The sequence below is a fragment of the Pseudomonas sp. KK18 genome (genome assembly GCF_037094675.1).
GTDB lineage: Bacteria > Pseudomonadota > Gammaproteobacteria > Pseudomonadales > Pseudomonadaceae > Aquipseudomonas.
On sequence record NZ_CP146605.1, the window covers coordinates 5,535,643 to 5,551,870 of the forward strand.

A 16,228-nucleotide genomic window follows, 5' to 3' on the forward strand; every position below is an offset into this window, starting at 1 on the left:
GCTCCGCATTCGTAAATTGGCAATTTGCCACTAATCTTAAAGTTAAGGGCAAAAGGCCATATTGCTATAGGATGTGCGCCCGAAAAGCCTTTTGCGCCCAGGGTCTGCGGGCTCAACACTCATTTGGGTGCGTCCGCGGAAAGTTTTCCAACCAGTCCGCAAATTTTGAAATGAGTACTGGCATAAAGCCGGTAGCCGGTTCAATATTTGTCACAGAATTGACGCCAAGGAACTGGCAAATCTGAGGCATGATGCGGCCTCTTTGCAATTCAGGTTGAACATTTGGCAGCAAACCTTGTCCTAACATGCATCTTGCGGCCAATTCCAAAAACCGCTCCCCTGAACTAACCGGTTAAATATATGCGCCCATTGAAACAGGCAATTTATTCCAGCCGTACGGCTGACAAGTTCGTCGTACGTCTGCCAGACGGAATGCGGGAACGCATTGCCGAGGTGGCTCGCAATCATCACCGCAGCATGAACTCCGAAATCATCGCACGCCTGGAACAAAGCCTGATTCAGGAAGGTGCGCTGGGCGACGAGCTGAGCATGCGCCTGGACAGCCCCGAGCTGTCACTGCACGAACGCGAACTGCTGCAGCGTTTTCGTCAGCTCTCCCACCGCCAGCAAAATGCTCTCGTCTCGCTGATCGCCCACGACGTTGAGGCAGCTGCAGAAGCCAACTGATTGGCAACTGAAAGCTGAAAGCCAGCCATGCGCTGGCTTTTTTTTGCCCGGGATTTGGTCAGGAAAGGATCAAGGGGCAAATGCCCCCGATCCATGGAAGGGATCAAAGCAGGAAGATGGTTGCCAGGCCCAGGAAGATGAAGAAGCCGCCACTGTCGGTCATGGCCGTGATCATCACACTGGCGCCCATCGCCGGGTCTCGTCCAAGGCGCACCAAGGTCATTGGAATCAGAACCCCCATCAACGCTGCCAGCAGCAGGTTAAGCGTCATGGCCGCCGTCATGACCACGCCGAGCGACCAGCTGCCATACAGCAGGTACGCCACGATACCGATGACACCGCCCCACACCAGGCCGTTGATCAGCGCGACCGCAAGCTCCTTGCGCATCAAACGCTTGCCATGCCCGGTCCCCACCTGATCCAGCGCCATGGCGCGGACGATCATGGTGATGGTCTGGTTACCCGAGTTACCGCCAATACCCGCCACAATCGGCATCAGTGCAGCCAGGGCCACGAGCTTCTCGATGGAGCCTTCAAACAGGCCGATCACCCGTGAAGCAATAAACGCGGTAATCAAATTCACCGCCAGCCAGGCCCAGCGGTTACGCAGGGACTTCCAGACCGACGCAAAAATATCCTCTTCTTCCCGCAGACCGGCCATGTTGAGGACTTCGCTTTCGCTCTCCTCACGAATCAGGTCGACCATTTCATCGATGGTCAGACGGCCGATCAGCTTGCCGTTCTTGTCGACCACCGGGGCCGAGATCAAGTCATAACGCTCAAACGCCTGGGCCGCGTCGTAAGCGTCTTCGTCCGGATGGAAACTCACCGGGTCACTGGCCATGACGTCCGCGACTTTTTTGTCCGGATCATTGACCAGCAGGCGCTTGATCGGCAGTACGCCCTTGAGGATCCCTTCGTAGTCGACCACGAACAGCTTGTCGGTGTGGCCTGGCAGCTCTTTCAACCGGCGCAGGTAGCGCAGAACCACTTCCAGGCTGACGTCTTCACGGATGGTGACCATCTCGAAGTCCATCAACGCACCGACCTGCTCCTCGTCGTAGGACAACGCCGAGCGCACACGCTCGCGCTGCTGGCCATCGAGGGTCTCCATCAGCTCATGGACGACGTCACGCGGCAGCTCGGAAGCCAGGTCAGCGAGTTCGTCGGCATCCATGTCCTTGGCGGCCGCCAGGAGCTCGTGATCGTCCATGTCGGCGATCAGCGTTTCACGGACCGAGTCGGATACTTCGAGGAGGATGTCGCCGTCGCGGTCAGCCTTGACCAACTGCCAAAGGGTCAGGCGGTCATTCAGCGGCAAGGCTTCGAGGATGTAGGCAACGTCGGCGGAGTGCAGGTCATCGAGCTTGCGTTGCAGCTCGACAAGGTTTTGCCGGTGGACCAGGTTCTCGACCCGGTCATTGTTCGCGCCTTCCTGGCGATGCGTCAGGTCTTCGACCACGCGCTGGCGCTGCAGCAGCTCGACGACTTGAGCCAGGCGATCCTGCAGGCTTTCTTGTGTTTTCTTTACTTCAACTTCGGTCATAGGCGAACTCCACTCCCAGCAGCGGGGCACGCCGGAAGGATCAATCAGTCAATTCATGATTGGTAAAACGGGGTACTGAGTAACTACTGGGTAAGTCCATGGAGGTGTTCCACAAGCCCCGGCGGGGCTGACGGGCGCAATGATACACCGGGCGGCCGCGTTTAACGTCAAAAAACTGGAAAGAACAAGCGCTTGCGACACAAAGCTGAGCATTGGCCACACATATGAACTGCGACGACGCAGCTTGAGAGGAAAACACATGGGCGGGAGAAAAAGGCGCCCCGGGAAATAAAAACCCCAGACGGCAAAAAGCCCGCACTAGGCGGGCTTTTTGTTGTTTGGTGCACTCGACAGGATTCGAACCTGTGACCGCTCGGTTCGTAGCCGAGTACTCTATCCAGCTGAGCTACGAGTGCAGATTGTGTTTTTAGACCAGATCACAACTGGTTGAAGCCAAGCTACCTGCATTGCTGCAACTAACTCTTAAATGGTGCACTCGACAGGATTCGAACCTGTGACCGCTCGGTTCGTAGCCGAGTACTCTATCCAGCTGAGCTACGAGTGCATTTGTTGCCGCGCATTATAGGCCGTTCAATCTCTATGTAAAGCTATTTTTTCGTTTAGTTTCAACAACTTAGCGAAAAAAACCAGATTGCAACGTACTAAGCAAATAATGGCGGAGAACGGGGGATTCGAACCCCCGACACCCTTTTGAGGTGTACTCCCTTAGCAGGGGAGCGCCTTCGGCCACTCGGCCAGCTCTCCGCAACACGGGGCGTATATTAACCAGCTTCATCCCCGTTTGCAAACATAAAAAACGATAAAAATTAATGGCTTGGTTCTTCGTCCTTCTCTTTCTTGATCCGCAGGTAGATTTCCTCGCGGTGGACAGCCACCTCTTTCGGAGCGTTAACCCCGATACGCACTTGATTGCCTTTGACGCCGAGCACGGTCACGGTGATTTCGCCATCACCAATAATCAGGCTTTCTGCGCATCGACGAGTCAGAATCAGCATACCTTTCTCCTCACGCATTTCATTTCGGGAACAACAGTCTGCAAAAAAAAGGCATTCGACCTACAACCAAATGGCCATAGCCCTACACGCCTAAGTATTGTCGAGCGCAGGTAAAAGAACAGGTCTTAACCACACACCCGGCAAAAAAATGAAAGGCGCGGATAACCGCGCCTTCCTGGCAACGCATCACTCGCCCTGTCGGGCCGGAGCGTCCAGCTCAAAAGCGGTATGCAGTGCGCGTACAGCCAGTTCCAGGTACTTCTCTTCGATCACCACCGACACCTTGATTTCCGATGTGGAGATCATCTGGATGTTGATGCTTTCCTTGGCCAGGGCTTCGAACATGCGGCTGGCAACGCCCGCATGGGAACGCATGCCCACACCCACGATCGACACCTTGGCAATCTTCGTATCGCCGACCACTTCACGGGCGCCGATTTCCTTCGCGGTGTTCTGCAGGATCCGCTCCGCCGCATCGTACTCGTTGCGGTGCACGGTGAAGGTGAAATCGGTGGTGTTATCGTGCGAGACGTTCTGCACGATCATGTCGACTTCGATGTTCGCGCCACTGATAGGGCCCAGGATCTTGAAAGCCACGCCCGGGGTGTCTGGCACGCCACGGATAGTCAGCTTGGCTTCATCACGGTTGAAAGCGATACCGGAAATGATCGGCTGTTCCATGGATTCCTCTTCATCAATAGTAATGAGGGTGCCCGGACCCTCCTTGAAGCTGTGCAGTACGCGCAGCGGAACGTTGTACTTGCCGGCGAACTCAACGGCACGGATCTGCAACACCTTGGAACCGAGACTGGCCATTTCCAGCATCTCTTCGAAGGTGATCTTGTCCAGGCGCTGAGCCACGGACACAACCCGCGGGTCAGTGGTGTAGACGCCATCCACATCGGTGTAGATCTGGCATTCGTCAGCCTTCAGGGCTGCCGCCAGAGCCACGCCAGTGGTGTCGGAACCGCCACGACCGAGGGTGGTGATGTTGCCGTGCTCGTCGACGCCCTGGAAACCGGCGACAACTACCACACGACCGGCTTTCAGGTCAGCGCGAATCTTCTGGTCATCAATCTGCAGGATGCGGGCTTTAGTGTGCGCGCTATCCGTAAGAATGCGGACCTGGTTGCCAGTGTAGGACACCGCCGGCACACCACGCTTGTTCAGCGCCATGGCCAGCAATGCGATGGTCACCTGCTCACCGGTGGAAATGATCACGTCCAGTTCACGGGGAACCGGTTGCTGATCGCCACTGATTTGCTTGGCCAGATCGATCAGGCGATTGGTCTCGCCGCTCATGGCCGACAGCACCACCACCAGGTCATCGCCGGCATCGCGGAATTTCTTAACCTTGTCGGCGACCTGCTCGATTCTTTCGACAGAACCGACCGAGGTGCCTCCAAATTTCTGTACGATCAAAGCCATTTCTAAGCCGCCTCAGCCCGTAAAGGGGCGCCTGTTATTCAATCAACCAGCACTGACTGAGCCCGCGACTAGACCACGGGCTCATTAACAGCGCCTTAAATACCTGCCTCGACAAACGGCACGGTCAGGGCCAGGGCCGCGTCCAGGGCGCCGGCGTCAACACCACCGCCTTGCGCCATGTCCGGACGACCACCGCCCTTCCCGCCCACTGCCGCGGCGGCTTGCTTCATCAAATCACCGGCCTTGAGTTGGCCAGTCAGGTCTTTGGTTACACCGGCAACCAGAACGACCTTTTCCTCATGGACACTGCCGAGCAGGATCACTGCGCGGCCGAGCTTGTTCTTCAACTGATCGACCAAGGCCAACAGCGCCTTGCCGTCCTGACCGTCCAGGCGTACGGCCAGCACTTTCACACCCTTGACGTCCAGGGCAGAAGCCGACAGATCGTCGCCCGCCGCGCTGGCCGCCTTGGCCTGCAACTGCTCCAGCTGTTTCTCCAGCTGACGGTTGCGCTCCAGTACGCCGGAGAGCTTGTCGATCAGGTTGTCGCGGCTGCCCTTGACCAGGCCGGCCGCTTCCTTGAGTTGTTCTTCTGCCGCATTGAGGTAGGCCAGGGCCGCAGCACCGGTGATCGCTTCAATACGACGTACGCCGGAAGCCACGCCGCCTTCGCTGATGATTTTCAGCAGGCCGATGTCGCCGGTACGGCTGGCGTGGATACCACCACACAGCTCCACCGAGAAGCTGCCGCCCATGCTCAATACGCGCACTTCGTCGCCGTACTTCTCGCCAAACAGCGCCATGGCGCCTTTCTTCCTGGCGCTCTCGATATCGGTTTCTTCGGTTTCCACCGGGGTGTTCTTGCGAATCTCGGCGTTGACGATGTCTTCCAGGGCCTTCAACTGCTCAGGCTTGATCGCCTCGAAATGACTGAAGTCAAAACGCAGGCGCTGGCTATCGACCAACGAACCCTTCTGTTGCACATGCTCACCCAGCACCTGACGCAACGCAGCGTGCAGCAAGTGAGTGGCAGAATGGTTCAAGGCAGTTGCATGCCGTACGTCGGCATCTACCTGAGTGTCCACCGGCGCGCCGACGGTCAGGTTGCCCAGCACCAGCACGCCGTGATGCAGGAACGCACCGCCGGTCTTGGTGGTGTCGCGCACTTCAAAACGACCGGAGGTGGAGCTCAGGAAACCACAGTCGCCAACCTGGCCACCGGATTCAGCGTAGAACGGGGTCTGGTCGAGGACCACAACGCCCTCGTCACCTTCGTTCAGCACGTCGACCGACTTGCCGTCCTTATAGATAGCCACGATCTTGGCCGAGCCAACGGTGGCCTCGTAACCAATGAACGAAGTCGCCACATCAACCTTTACCAGGGTGTTGTAGTCCAGGCCAAAGGAGCTGGCGGAACGGGCACGGACGCGCTGGGCTTCCATCTCACGCTCAAACCCGGCCTCGTCGATGGTCAGCTCGCGTTCGCGGGCGATGTCGGCGGTCAGGTCCATCGGGAAACCGTAGGTGTCGTACAGCTTGAACACGACGTCGCCCGGCACCACGGTGCCCTTGAGCTCGACCAGGTCCTGCTCGAGGATCTTCAGGCCGTGCTCCAGGGTCTTGGAGAACTGCTCTTCTTCAGCCTTGAGCACGCGCTCGATGTTGGCTTGCTGCTGCTTGAGTTCCGGGAAGGCATCGCCCATCTCGGCCACCAGCGCGGCAACGATCTTGTAGAAGAAGCTGCCGGTGGCGCCCAGCTTGTTACCGTGACGGCAGGCGCGACGGATGATGCGGCGCAGCACATAGCCACGGCCTTCGTTCGACGGCAGCACGCCATCGGCGATCAGGAAGCCGCAGGAACGGATGTGATCCGACACCACCTTGAGCGACGACTGGTTGTCGTTGGCACAGCCAATGGCCGCCGCCGAAGCGCTCAGCAGGTTGGTGAACAGGTCGATCTCGTAGTTGGAGTGAACGTGCTGCATCACCGCACTGATCCGCTCCAGGCCCATGCCGGTGTCCACCGACGGCGCTGGCAACGGATGCAACACGCCATCGGCGGTGCGGTTGAACTGCATGAACACGTTGTTCCAGATTTCGATGTAGCGGTCGCCGTCTTCTTCCGGCGAGCCCGGTGGGCCACCCCAGATGTCGGCGCCGTGATCGTAGAAAATCTCGGTGCACGGGCCGCACGGGCCGGTATCGCCCATGGTCCAGAAGTTGTCGGACGCGTAAGGCGCGCCCTTGTTGTCGCCGATGCGAATCATGCGCTCGACCGGCACCCCGATTTGCTGGGTCCAGATGTCGTAGGCTTCGTCATCGGTGGCGTAGACGGTCACCCAGAGTTTTTCCTTCGGCAGCTTCAGCACGCCGGTCAGGAAGGTCCAGGCAAAGGTGATCGCGTCTTTCTTGAAATAGTCGCCGAAGCTGAAGTTACCCAGCATCTCGAAGAATGTGTGGTGGCGGGCGGTGTAGCCCACGTTTTCCAGGTCGCTGTTCTTGCCGCCGGCGCGTACGCACTTCTGGCTGCTGGTGGCGCGGGTGTAGGCGCGCTTTTCCTGGCCCAGGAAGCAGTCCTTGAACTGGTTCATCCCCGCGTTGGTGAACAGCAGGGTTGGGTCATTGCCTGGGATCAAGGAGCTGGAGGCGACACGGGTGTGACCTTGCTCTTCGAAGAAGCGAAGGAAGGCTTCACGGATTTCTGCGCTTTTCATTAGGTTCTTCCACGGAGGCTGCGGCCAAAGGCCAGTGCTAAACGTCATCAGACGGAGCGACGGCAAAGGGCCGCATTATATCGGCCCTTTGCCCGTGGTACAGCGTGTTTATGTGATAGAAACAGTCAATTAGACGGTCTGCACTGTCATTTCCGGGAAAACTCGACAAATGTCGCGAGCACTTGCTCGATCTGCGCCCGGCTGACGTCCAGGTGCGTGACCATGCGCAGGCGCGGCGCCGCGCTCAACTTGATCCCGCGCTCGGCAGCAAACGCCTTCAAGGCCTGGGCTCGATCACCGATGTCGACGTAGACCATGTTGGTCTGCACCGGCTCCACCGTATAACCCGCCTTGCGCAGTTCATCCCCCAGCCATTGGGCATTGGCGTGGTCGTCGGCCAGGCGCTGCACCTGGTGATCCAGGGCGTACAGCCCCGCCGCCGCCAGCGAACCGGCCTGGCGCATGCCGCCACCGACCATCTTGCGCAAACGACGGGCCTTGGCGATCAACGCGGTGGAGCCGCACAGCACCGAGCCGATCGGCGCGCCCAGGCCCTTGGACAGGCACACCGACACCGAATCGAAGTGCTGGGCGATCTCCCGTGCATCCACACCCAGCTTGACCGCCGCGTTGTAGAGCCGCGCGCCGTCCAGGTGCAAGGCCAGTCCGTGTTCCCGGGTAAAGGCTCGCGCGGCCGCCAGGTATTCCAGCGGCAGGACCTTGCCCTGCATGGTGTTTTCCAGCGCCAGCAAGCGGGTGCGGGCGAAGTGGAAGTCGTCCGGCTTGATCGCCGCCAGCACGTGCTCCAGGTTCAGGGAACCGTCGGCCTGCACTTCCAGGGGTTGTGGCTGGATCGAGCCGAGAACCGCCGCGCCGCCGCCTTCGTATTTGTAGGTGTGGGCCTGCTGACCGACGATGTATTCCTCGCCACGCTCACAGTGCGCCATCAATGCCAGCAGGTTGCTCATGGTGCCGGTGGGCACGAACAACGCGGCGGCAAAACCCAGGCGCCTGGCCAGTTCGGCTTCCAGGCGATTGACGCTCGGGTCCTCGCCGTAGACGTCGTCGCCGCTGGCGGCAGTGGCCATCGCCTCGAGCATGCCAGGGGTCGGTTGGGTCACTGTGTCGCTGCGCAGGTCAATCACGTTCATCAAACTAGCCTCTAGCGGATTGGAGCGTTTCTTGTGTTAACGATTACTGCGGGCAAACCCGCGGAATATCAAGCCCCGTGCTTGCACAATCGAATACCAACCAAACAAACCGATATAGGTTATCGATAAACCAACCGTGCAGTTTCTGAAAAACCATGATAAAAACTCTCCGCCGCCAGGGTTCTGGCGGCAACGTTCTCAGGGCGGGGTGTAATTCCCCACCGGCGGTAATTGCACGCAACGTGCATAGCCCGCGAGCGCTTGGCGCCTCGAACTGCCTCGGCAGGACGGCGACAAGGTCAGCAGACCCGGTGTGATCCCGGGGCCGACGGTCATAGTCCGGATGAAGAGAGAACGGGATTGGCACCTAAGGGCCGCGCTGACGTCATGTTCACATGAGCCCGCTGTGCGTACCCTTAAATCCCATTCGATTCATAACGCCCTGTTTTTTTCTTAAACAGGAGTCAGAACATGCAACCCACCGCAATCGACAGCAAAAGCAAAAACCATCACGGCGAGCGCGTCGCGTTTATCCAGGCCTGCTGGCACAAGGATATTGTCGACCAATCCCGTAAAGGTTTCCTCGCCGAAATGATCGCCCAGGGCTACCAGGAATCGGACATCGATTTCTTCGAAGTCGGCGGCGCCTTTGAAATGCCCCTGCACGCCAAGCTGCTGGCCAAGTCCGGCCGTTATGCCGGTATCGTCGCGGCCGCCCTGGTGGTGGACGGCGGGATCTACCGTCACGAGTTCGTGGCCCAGTCCGTGGTCAGCGGCCTGATGCAGGTCCAGCTGGAAACCGAAGTGCCGGTGTTCTCGGTATCCCTGACCCCGCACCACTTCCACGCGGGCAGCGAGCACCATACGTTCTTCTATGAGCACTTCGTGCACAAGGGCCAGGAAGCGGCACGCACCTGCGCCGACACCCTGCACAAGGTTCGCGCACTGCGTCGCAATGAGCCACGGGCTCTCGCGGTTTAAGCAACACTGCAAAGCAAATGTGGGAGCGGGCTTGCTCGCGAAAGCGGAGTGTCAGTCAATACATGTCTGACTGATACACCGCCTTCGCGAGCAAGCCCGCTCCCACATTTGACCGAGTCGGTCTCGGGGTTCAGGCCAGGCCGGCATCCGTAGTCGGCACAATCAATATCCCCGCTCGCAAGCCATTCTTGACCTTCGGGTTCGGGAAGATGATGCGCGCGCCCTCCTCTTCGATTACCCAGCGGGTCTTGGCAATGTCCTCGGCCAGCAGATAACCCTTCTCCAACTCCGAAAAGTTTTCCACGTCCGCCGGCAAATGCAGGACGAAGGTATCGCTGTGCTTGATCACTTCCCGGGAGACGCTGAACAGCTGCAGGCCATCCAGGCTCTCGGTGGCCGGCTCGTTGCCCTCGATGATCTGCGTGAGGCGGGTTTCCAGGCGCGATACGTCCACGCCCTGGTTCTGCCCGAACGGCCGGGCCTTGCCCAACTCCAGGGTGAAGGACTCGGCCTCCAGCTGCTCATAGGTAAACGCCGTGAAGGTGATCGACGTCTTGTTCTGCAACAGCACCGCCTCCAGGCCGGCGGCTCGCAGGCGCGCCAGTTCACGACGTGAATGCTGGCGACCGTCCTTCCACGGGTACAGTGCGAACTGCTCGATCTTCGAGCCACGGATGGCGGTGTGCAGGTCGTAGTGCAAACGGCTACGCCCAGGCACGCTGAAGAAGGTGCGGGCCAACTGTTCAAGCTCGGCGGCGCGCATGGCTTCAGGGCCGATGTTTTGTTCATGACGGCCATTGAACAGCCGGTTGACGTCCAGTTCGAGGTAACGCTCGCCACGGCGCATGGCCTCGGGGTTGCCGAACAGGAACAGGATACGGGTACGGGGCTTGATCTCCCCACGGGCGATGCCCTGCAGCAAGCGGTCGGCCAATTCGATTGGCGCGGTTTCGTTGCCATGGATGCCGGACGACAGCAGCACGTCGCTGCCGTTGTCCCGCGCCTCAGGAGGCCGCACTTCCAGCGCGCCCTCACTGAGCCAGCGCAGTTGCACGCCGTCGACAGTCAGTTGAATTTTTTGCGCCGGTTCGCGACCGGCGAGGGTCAGTTCAAGCAGTTTGCCGAGGGCGAGCATACGCAGCTTCCTTAGTGGTTGCAGCCAGGACCGTGGACGTGATCGTCGTCATCACCTTCAACGTCGGCCGGTTCCATTTCCAGTTGCAGGCTCATCAGGTTGGTGGCCAATGGGCGCATCAGCAGGTTGGCGTATTCCGCGTCGCCTTCTTCCACGTCCACGCCGATCAGCAGTTGGCCACGGCCGTCGTGCTGGATCCAGATCTCCTTGCCCTGCCACACCACGGCGACGCGGGTGCAGGAGGTTTCCAGCTGGGTGCCGTCGGTGTCTTCAAGGATCAGTTTCAGGGTGTCGGTGGTCATAAATAGTTCTCAGCCGTGCGGCGTTAATTGATCTGGAAAGGATAAACCGAGCCCAGTTTAAGGATTTGCGTCAGTTCATCCAGTGCCGTCCGGCACTCAAGCAGCAATTGCGGGTCAGCCAGGTCGGTTTCCCGCAGGCTGTCGCGGTAGTGCTTGTCGACCCATTGGGTCAGCGTGTCGTACAACGGCGCTGTCATGATAACCCCTGGGTTGACCGCCGCCAGTTCGGTTTCATTCAAGGCTACACGCAAGCGCAGGCACGCCGGGCCACCGCCGTTCTGCATGCTTTGCTTGAGGTCGAAGACTTTGACTTCACGGATCAGCCCGCCGGAGGACGTCAGGCCTTGCAGGTACTGCCAGACACGCTCGTTGGCGCGGCATTCTTCCGGCACGATCAGCAGCATCGAACCGTCGGCGCGGGTCAGCAGCTGGCTGTTGAACAGGTAGGAACGCACCGCGTCTTCAACCCCCACCTGGGCCCGTGGCACGCAGATCGACTGGAAATTGCCGCCGAGCTTGCCGAGCTTGCCCTGCAATTCGCCGAGCATCTGATCGGTATTGAGGAACGCGTCCTCGTGATAGAACAGCACCTCGCCATTGCCCACCGCGATCACGTCGTTGTGGAACACGCCGGCATCGATCACCGCCGGGTTCTGCTGCGCGTAAACCACACCGTCGTCCCGCAGGCCATGCAGGCGCGCGACCGCCTGGGAGGCTTCGAGGGTCTGGCGCGCCGGGTATTTTTGCGGCGCCGGGTAGCGGGTGTCGAACGCGCTGCGGCCGAACACGAAAAACTCTACGCCCGCCTCGCCATAGTCACGGCAGAAACGCGTGTGGTTGGCCGCGCCTTCGTCACCGAACTGCGCCACCGCCGGTAATGCGGCGTGGTGGGCGAAGTGCTTCTGGTCAGCGAACATCGCCCCCAGCACGCGGCTGGTGGTCGGGTGTTCGATGCTGCGGTGGTATTTGCAGTTGAGGTTGGCGGCGGTGAAATGCACGCGGCCGTCAAAGGTGTCGGCGCTCGGGCTGACCGTCGCGGCATTGGCCACCCACATGCTCGACGCCGAGCAACTGGCAACCAGCAGCGGCATGGCTTGCTTGGCGGCCTGCTGGATGACTTGTGCGTCGGTGCCGGCAAAACCGAGGTTGCGCAAGGCGGCCACATCCGGACGTTCCTGGGGCGCCAGCACACCTTGCACAAAGCCCATTTCCATCAGGGCCTTCATCTTCGCCAAGCCTTGCAGCGCAGCTTCCTTCGGGTTGGAGGACTGCTGGCTGTTGCTTTGGGACGCGACGTTGCCGTAGGACAAGCCGCCGTAGTTATGGGTCGGCCCCACTAGACCGTCAAAATTGACTTCACAGGATTTCATCGGCGAGGCTCCACAAACATCTGTATTTTTATAGGCATCAAATTACTTGAACACACCACAAATCAAGTGTGGGAGCGGGCTTGCTCGCGAAAGCGGTGGTTCAGTCGCCTGAAATGTTGAATGACACACCGCCTTCGCGAGCAAGCCCGCTCCCACATTTAGATCAGCGTCACACCCGGGGTTAACGTCGCCGGTAGCACCAGGCTCGGGGTCTCAAGGGAGGCCACCGGGTACGCGCAATAGTCCGCCGCGTAATAGGCGCTGGCGCGATGGTTACCCGAAGCCCCTACCCCGCCAAATGGCGCGCTGCTCGCAGCACCCGTCAGCTGTTTGTTCCAGTTGACGATCCCGGCACGGCTTTCCAGCCAGAACTGCTGGTAACGCGCCTCGGAATCCGACAGCAACCCGGCCGCCAAGCCGTATTGAGTGTTGTTGGCCTCGGCAATCGCCGCCTCGAAATCAGCGTAGCGGATCACTTGCAGCAGTGGGCCGAACAGCTCTTCGTCAGCGCGTTCCGTAACCTCGGTCACATCGATAATCCCCGGCGTCAGCAACGCAGCCTGGGCCTGGGGTTGAGTCATTTCCAACAGCGCCACGGCGCCATTGGCCAACAGCAATTCCTGGGCATCCATCAACGCCTTGGCAGCACCGAGGGAAATCACCGAGCCCATGAACGGCGCCGGCGTTTGGTCAAATGCGCCGACTTCGATGGTCGAGCTCACCGCCACCAGGCGTGCGAGCAACGCATCGCCCCAGGCGCCTTCCGGCACCAGCAGGCGACGGGCACAGGTGCAACGCTGGCCAGCGGAGATAAACGCCGACTGGATAATGGTGTACACGGCCGCATCCACATCGGCCACTTCGTCCACCACCAGCGGGTTGTTGCCGCCCATTTCCAGCGCGAGGATCTTGTCCGGGCGCCCGGCGAATTGCTGGTGCAGATGGTTGCCGGTGCGGCTGGAGCCGGTGAAGAACAGACCGTCGATGCCCGGATTCGCCGCCAGGGCGATCCCGGTTTCCCGTGCGCCTTGCAGCAGGTTCAACACGCCCGCCGGCAGGCCGGCGTCGATCCAGCATTGCACGGTCAGCTCGGCGACTTTCGGGGTCAGTTCGCTCGGTTTGAACAGTACGGTGTTACCCGCCAGCAAGGCCGGTACGATGTGGCCGTTAGGCAGATGACCGGGGAAGTTGTAAGGGCCAAACACCGCCACCACACCGTGGGGCTTGTGGCGCAATACGGCAGTGGCGTCGCCCAACGGGCCGCTCTTTTCGCCGGTACGTTCGCGGTAGCTTTGCACCGAGATCGCGACCTTGTTGACCATGCTGGTGACTTCAGTCGCCGATTCCCACAATGGCTTGCCGGTTTCCTCACCGATGCAGCGGGCGAGTTCGTCGGCACGGCTTTTCAGGTTGGCGGCGAAGGCTTCCAGCACGCTCAGGCGTTCTTCCAGGGAACGCTTGGCCCAGGCTGGAAAGGCCTGGCGCGCGGCCTGAACGGCGGACTCGACCTGCTCGGTGGTAGCGCCATTACCCGACCACACCACCTGCTGGGTCACCGGGTTCAGCGACTCAAACACTTCACCCTGGCCAGCCAGCCATTCACCTGCGATGTATAGCGAATTCATTATTTCGACTCCCGGGCAGCGGACAACGGTACGGCACGCACTTGATCACCGGCGATCAGTTGCAGGCGCTTGGCGGTCTGTTGATCGACCACCAGGGTGCCCGCAGCCAACCGCGCCGGCGCGGCGGTGATACGGCAATCTTCACGTTTGCGGTTATGGATCAGGAACGGCGTGGCGTCGTCGCCCGGCGTACCAATCGCCAGCACCAGCGCTTCGCTGTCGCGCACGGCGCGGATCTTGGTGGTTTCACACTCCACCGCCGGGCCCGCGTCGAAGATGTCGACGTAGCCCTGGTAGCTGAAACCTTCGCTCTTGAGCATGCTCAGGGCCGGCTCGGTGTCGGTGTGGACCTTGCCGATCACGTTGCGCGCGTCTTCAGACAGGAAGCAGGTGTACAGCGGAAACTTCGGCATCAGCTCGGCGATAAACGCCTTGTTGCCCACGCCGGTGAGGTAGTCGGCCTGGCTGAATTCCATCTTGAAGAAGTGCCGGCCCAGGCTTTCCCAGAACGGCGAGCGCCCGGCTTCGTCGGACATGCCGCGCATCTCGGCGATGATCTTGTTGCCGAACAGCTGCGGGAATTCCGCGATAAACAGCATGCGCGCCTTGGCCAGCATACGGCCGTTAAGGCCGTTGCGGTAATCGGCGTGCAGGAACAACGAGCACAGCTCGGAGTTGCCGGTCAGGTCGTTGGCCAGAAACAGCGTCGGGATTTCACGGTAGATGTTCAGCTCCTGGGAGGCGCTGACCGTCAGGCCGACCCGGAAGTTGTACCAGGGCTCGCGCAGACCGACTGCACCGGCGATGGCGGAAATCCCCACCACGCGACCTTCGTCGTTTTCCAGCACGAACAGGTAGTCCGCATCACCGCGCCCGGCTTCGCCGCGAAAGGTCTTTTCAGCCCAGCCGACCCGATGGGTCAGGCGCTCTTCGTTGGCCGGCAAGGTGGTGAGGCCGGTGCCGGTGCTGCGCGCCAGATCAATCAGGGCCGGTAAATCGCTGCTGCGTACGGGACGAACGATCATGCTATCTCCTCAAACGGGCCGCCTTGCAAGCCACCCGCGAAACTCATTCTTAAACCGCTACCAGTCGAACGCTGGCACCTTCGCCGACGCCCAGGGCTTCGGCGGTTTCCAGGTCCAGGGTCACTGGCTTGCCCGGCGCGTAGTCCAGCTCCAGCATCACCGCGCGGTAATCCTGCAACTGGCCGTTGCTCACCAGGTACTGGCGGCCGACACCCTTGACCATCTCACCGATCTTCACCGGCACCACACGGCTCTGGGCGATCGAGCGAATGCCCGAGACGCGCGCATGCAGGGTTGGGCCGCCGTCGAAGATGTCGATGTAATGGTCGGTCTCGAAGCCTTCGCGCATCAGGATGTCGAAGGTGATCTGCGCCCGCGGGTGCACCTGGCCCATGGCTTCCTGGGCTTCGTCGGGCAACAGCGGCACGTAGATCGGATAGTGCGGCATCAGCTCGGCGAGGAAGGTCCGGCTCTTCAACCCGCACAGGCGCTCGGCAGCGGCGTAGTTGAGGTCGAAGAAGTTGCGGCCGATGGCGTCCCAGAACGGCGAATCACCGTTCTCGTCGCTGTAGCCCACAATCTCGGTGACCACCGAATCGGCGAAGCGCTCCGGGTGGCCGGCCACGAACAGCAGGCGGCCACGGGAGTTGAGCTCCGACCACGGCGAACCCACCAGCTCCGGCACCACGTAGAAGCTGGTCAGCAGGCTGTTGCCGGTGAGGTCATGGCACTGCGAGAGCACGTGGATCTTGTTGTGGATCTTCAGCTCGCGGGAAGCGTGCACGAAGGTCTCGTTACGGAAGCTGTAGAACGGTTCCGAGTAGCCGGCCGAGGCAACGATGGCCGAACAGCCCACCAGCTTGCCGGCGTCGGTGTCTTCCAGGACGAAGAAATAGCTTTCTTCACCGTTGAAGCTGACCTCGGCGGCGAAGGACGCTTCGCTCGCAGCGATCTTGTCGCTCAGGCGTTCGACATCATCCGGCAAGGAGGTGACACCAATCGGGCTGTCCGCAGCCAGACGCTGTACCTCGCCCAGATCAGCCATTTGCGCGGGGCGCATCACCAGCATGGTGTCACTCCTTAACTCGAAAAACTCACAGGAAAAAATGCCGGACACGATCTTGAAATCAGTGAGGTCAAGTGTGGGAGCGGGCTTGCTCGCGAAAGCGGTGTGTCATTCAACATTTCAGGTGACTGAGCCACTGCATTCGTGAGCAAGCCCGCTCCCACATTTGATCTTCACAGCTT

13 protein-coding genes, 3 tRNA genes and 1 riboswitch are annotated in these 16,228 nt (G+C 60.2%); of the genes, 2 read left to right on the top strand and 14 right to left on the bottom strand.

Going from position 1 to position 16,228, the window contains the following annotated elements; genetic code table 11:
• Nucleotides 1–360: 360 nt before the first annotated feature.
• A complete protein-coding gene (locus tag V6607_RS24915) occupies nt 361–687 on the top strand; it encodes an Arc family DNA-binding protein (protein ID WP_003175643.1) in 327 nt (108 codons plus the stop codon).
• Between the two features lie 103 nt (nt 688–790).
• Here V6607_RS24915 and mgtE read toward each other — a convergent pair whose 3' ends face one another.
• The 8 genes from mgtE to ltaE form a co-directional block, all read right to left on the bottom strand.
• Nucleotides 791–2,233: a magnesium transporter gene (mgtE, locus tag V6607_RS24920; protein WP_003214265.1), complete on the bottom strand. Its 1,443-nt coding sequence runs from the start codon at nt 2,231–2,233 to the stop codon at nt 791–793.
• 339 nt (nt 2,234–2,572) lie between these two features.
• A tRNA-Arg gene (locus V6607_RS24925) sits at nt 2,573–2,649 on the bottom strand.
• A gap of 72 nt (nt 2,650–2,721) precedes the next feature.
• A tRNA-Arg gene (locus V6607_RS24930) sits at nt 2,722–2,798 on the bottom strand.
• 109 nt (nt 2,799–2,907) lie between these two features.
• A tRNA-Ser gene (locus tag V6607_RS24935) sits at nt 2,908–2,998 on the bottom strand.
• 62 nt (nt 2,999–3,060) lie between these two features.
• Nucleotides 3,061–3,249: a carbon storage regulator CsrA gene (gene csrA / locus V6607_RS24940; RefSeq protein WP_002554426.1), complete on the bottom strand. Its 189-nt coding sequence runs from the start codon at nt 3,247–3,249 to the stop codon at nt 3,061–3,063.
• Between the two features lie 186 nt (nt 3,250–3,435).
• The gene (locus tag V6607_RS24945; protein ID WP_003214308.1) at nt 3,436–4,677 is read right to left on the bottom strand and encodes an aspartate kinase; all 1,242 of its coding nucleotides are present in this window, start codon (nt 4,675–4,677) and stop codon (nt 3,436–3,438) included.
• A 95-nt stretch (nt 4,678–4,772) separates the two neighbouring features.
• Nucleotides 4,773–7,391 carry an alanine--tRNA ligase gene (gene alaS, locus V6607_RS24950; RefSeq protein WP_102369717.1) on the bottom strand — a complete coding sequence of 873 codons (2,619 nt, stop codon included), beginning with the start codon at nt 7,389–7,391 and terminating at the stop codon, nt 4,773–4,775.
• Between the two features lie 146 nt (nt 7,392–7,537).
• Entirely contained in the window at nt 7,538–8,542 is a 1,005-nt protein-coding gene (ltaE, locus tag V6607_RS24955; protein ID WP_102606409.1) for a low-specificity L-threonine aldolase, read from the bottom strand.
• Nucleotides 8,543–8,732: 190 nt separating this feature from the next.
• Nucleotides 8,733–8,902: riboswitch (FMN riboswitch) on the top strand.
• A 111-nt stretch (nt 8,903–9,013) separates the two neighbouring features.
• On the opposite strand from ltaE, the gene V6607_RS24960 reads away from it, so the two are divergent.
• The gene (locus tag V6607_RS24960) at nt 9,014–9,523 is read left to right on the top strand and encodes a 6,7-dimethyl-8-ribityllumazine synthase (RefSeq protein ID WP_003214313.1); all 510 of its coding nucleotides are present in this window, start codon (nt 9,014–9,016) and stop codon (nt 9,521–9,523) included.
• Nucleotides 9,524–9,653: 130 nt separating this feature from the next.
• On the opposite strand, the gene astE is transcribed toward V6607_RS24960, so the two are convergent.
• From astE to aruF, 6 genes are all read right to left on the bottom strand, one after another.
• Nucleotides 9,654–10,658, bottom strand: coding sequence for a succinylglutamate desuccinylase (gene astE / locus V6607_RS24965; RefSeq protein WP_003214315.1), 1,005 nt, complete (start codon nt 10,656–10,658; stop codon nt 9,654–9,656).
• Between the two features lie 11 nt (nt 10,659–10,669).
• A complete protein-coding gene (locus tag V6607_RS24970) occupies nt 10,670–10,960 on the bottom strand; it encodes a hypothetical protein (protein WP_003214319.1) in 291 nt (96 codons plus the stop codon).
• Nucleotides 10,961–10,983: 23 nt separating this feature from the next.
• A complete protein-coding gene (gene astB / locus V6607_RS24975) occupies nt 10,984–12,330 on the bottom strand; it encodes an N-succinylarginine dihydrolase (RefSeq protein ID WP_102369720.1) in 1,347 nt (448 codons plus the stop codon).
• A 158-nt stretch (nt 12,331–12,488) separates the two neighbouring features.
• Complete coding sequence (gene astD, locus V6607_RS24980; RefSeq protein ID WP_166742201.1) at nt 12,489–13,958, bottom strand: succinylglutamate-semialdehyde dehydrogenase; 1,470 nt, start codon at nt 13,956–13,958, stop codon at nt 12,489–12,491.
• On the bottom strand, nt 13,955–14,980 hold the full coding sequence (gene astA / locus V6607_RS24985; protein ID WP_003214325.1) for an arginine N-succinyltransferase: 1,026 nt from the start codon (nt 14,978–14,980) through the stop codon (nt 13,955–13,957). Before astA ends, astD begins: the two co-directional genes overlap by 4 nt.
• A gap of 49 nt (nt 14,981–15,029) precedes the next feature.
• Nucleotides 15,030–16,049 carry an arginine/ornithine succinyltransferase subunit alpha gene (gene aruF / locus V6607_RS24990; protein ID WP_003214328.1) on the bottom strand — a complete coding sequence of 340 codons (1,020 nt, stop codon included), beginning with the start codon at nt 16,047–16,049 and terminating at the stop codon, nt 15,030–15,032.
• Nucleotides 16,050–16,228 lie beyond the last annotated feature (179 nt).

Bases quoted from the DNA above. Each gene is read 5' to 3' on its own strand.
- V6607_RS24915 (WP_003175643.1), top strand. From the start codon at position 361: ATGCGCCCATTGAAACAGGCAATTTATTCCAGCCGTACGGCTGACAAG.
- mgtE (WP_003214265.1), bottom strand. From the start codon at position 2,233: ATGACCGAAGTTGAAGTAAAGAAAACACAAGAAAGCCTGCAGGATCGC.
- csrA (WP_002554426.1), bottom strand. From the start codon at position 3,249: ATGCTGATTCTGACTCGTCGATGCGCAGAAAGCCTGATTATTGGTGAT.
- V6607_RS24945 (WP_003214308.1), bottom strand. From the start codon at position 4,677: ATGGCTTTGATCGTACAGAAATTTGGAGGCACCTCGGTCGGTTCTGTC.
- alaS (WP_102369717.1), bottom strand. From the start codon at position 7,391: ATGAAAAGCGCAGAAATCCGTGAAGCCTTCCTTCGCTTCTTCGAAGAG.
- ltaE (WP_102606409.1), bottom strand. From the start codon at position 8,542: ATGAACGTGATTGACCTGCGCAGCGACACAGTGACCCAACCGACCCCT.
- V6607_RS24960 (WP_003214313.1), top strand. From the start codon at position 9,014: ATGCAACCCACCGCAATCGACAGCAAAAGCAAAAACCATCACGGCGAG.
- astE (WP_003214315.1), bottom strand. From the start codon at position 10,658: ATGCTCGCCCTCGGCAAACTGCTTGAACTGACCCTCGCCGGTCGCGAA.
- V6607_RS24970 (WP_003214319.1), bottom strand. From the start codon at position 10,960: ATGACCACCGACACCCTGAAACTGATCCTTGAAGACACCGACGGCACC.
- astB (WP_102369720.1), bottom strand. From the start codon at position 12,330: ATGAAATCCTGTGAAGTCAATTTTGACGGTCTAGTGGGGCCGACCCAT.
- astA (WP_003214325.1), bottom strand. From the start codon at position 14,980: ATGATCGTTCGTCCCGTACGCAGCAGCGATTTACCGGCCCTGATTGAT.
- aruF (WP_003214328.1), bottom strand. From the start codon at position 16,049: ATGCTGGTGATGCGCCCCGCGCAAATGGCTGATCTGGGCGAGGTACAG.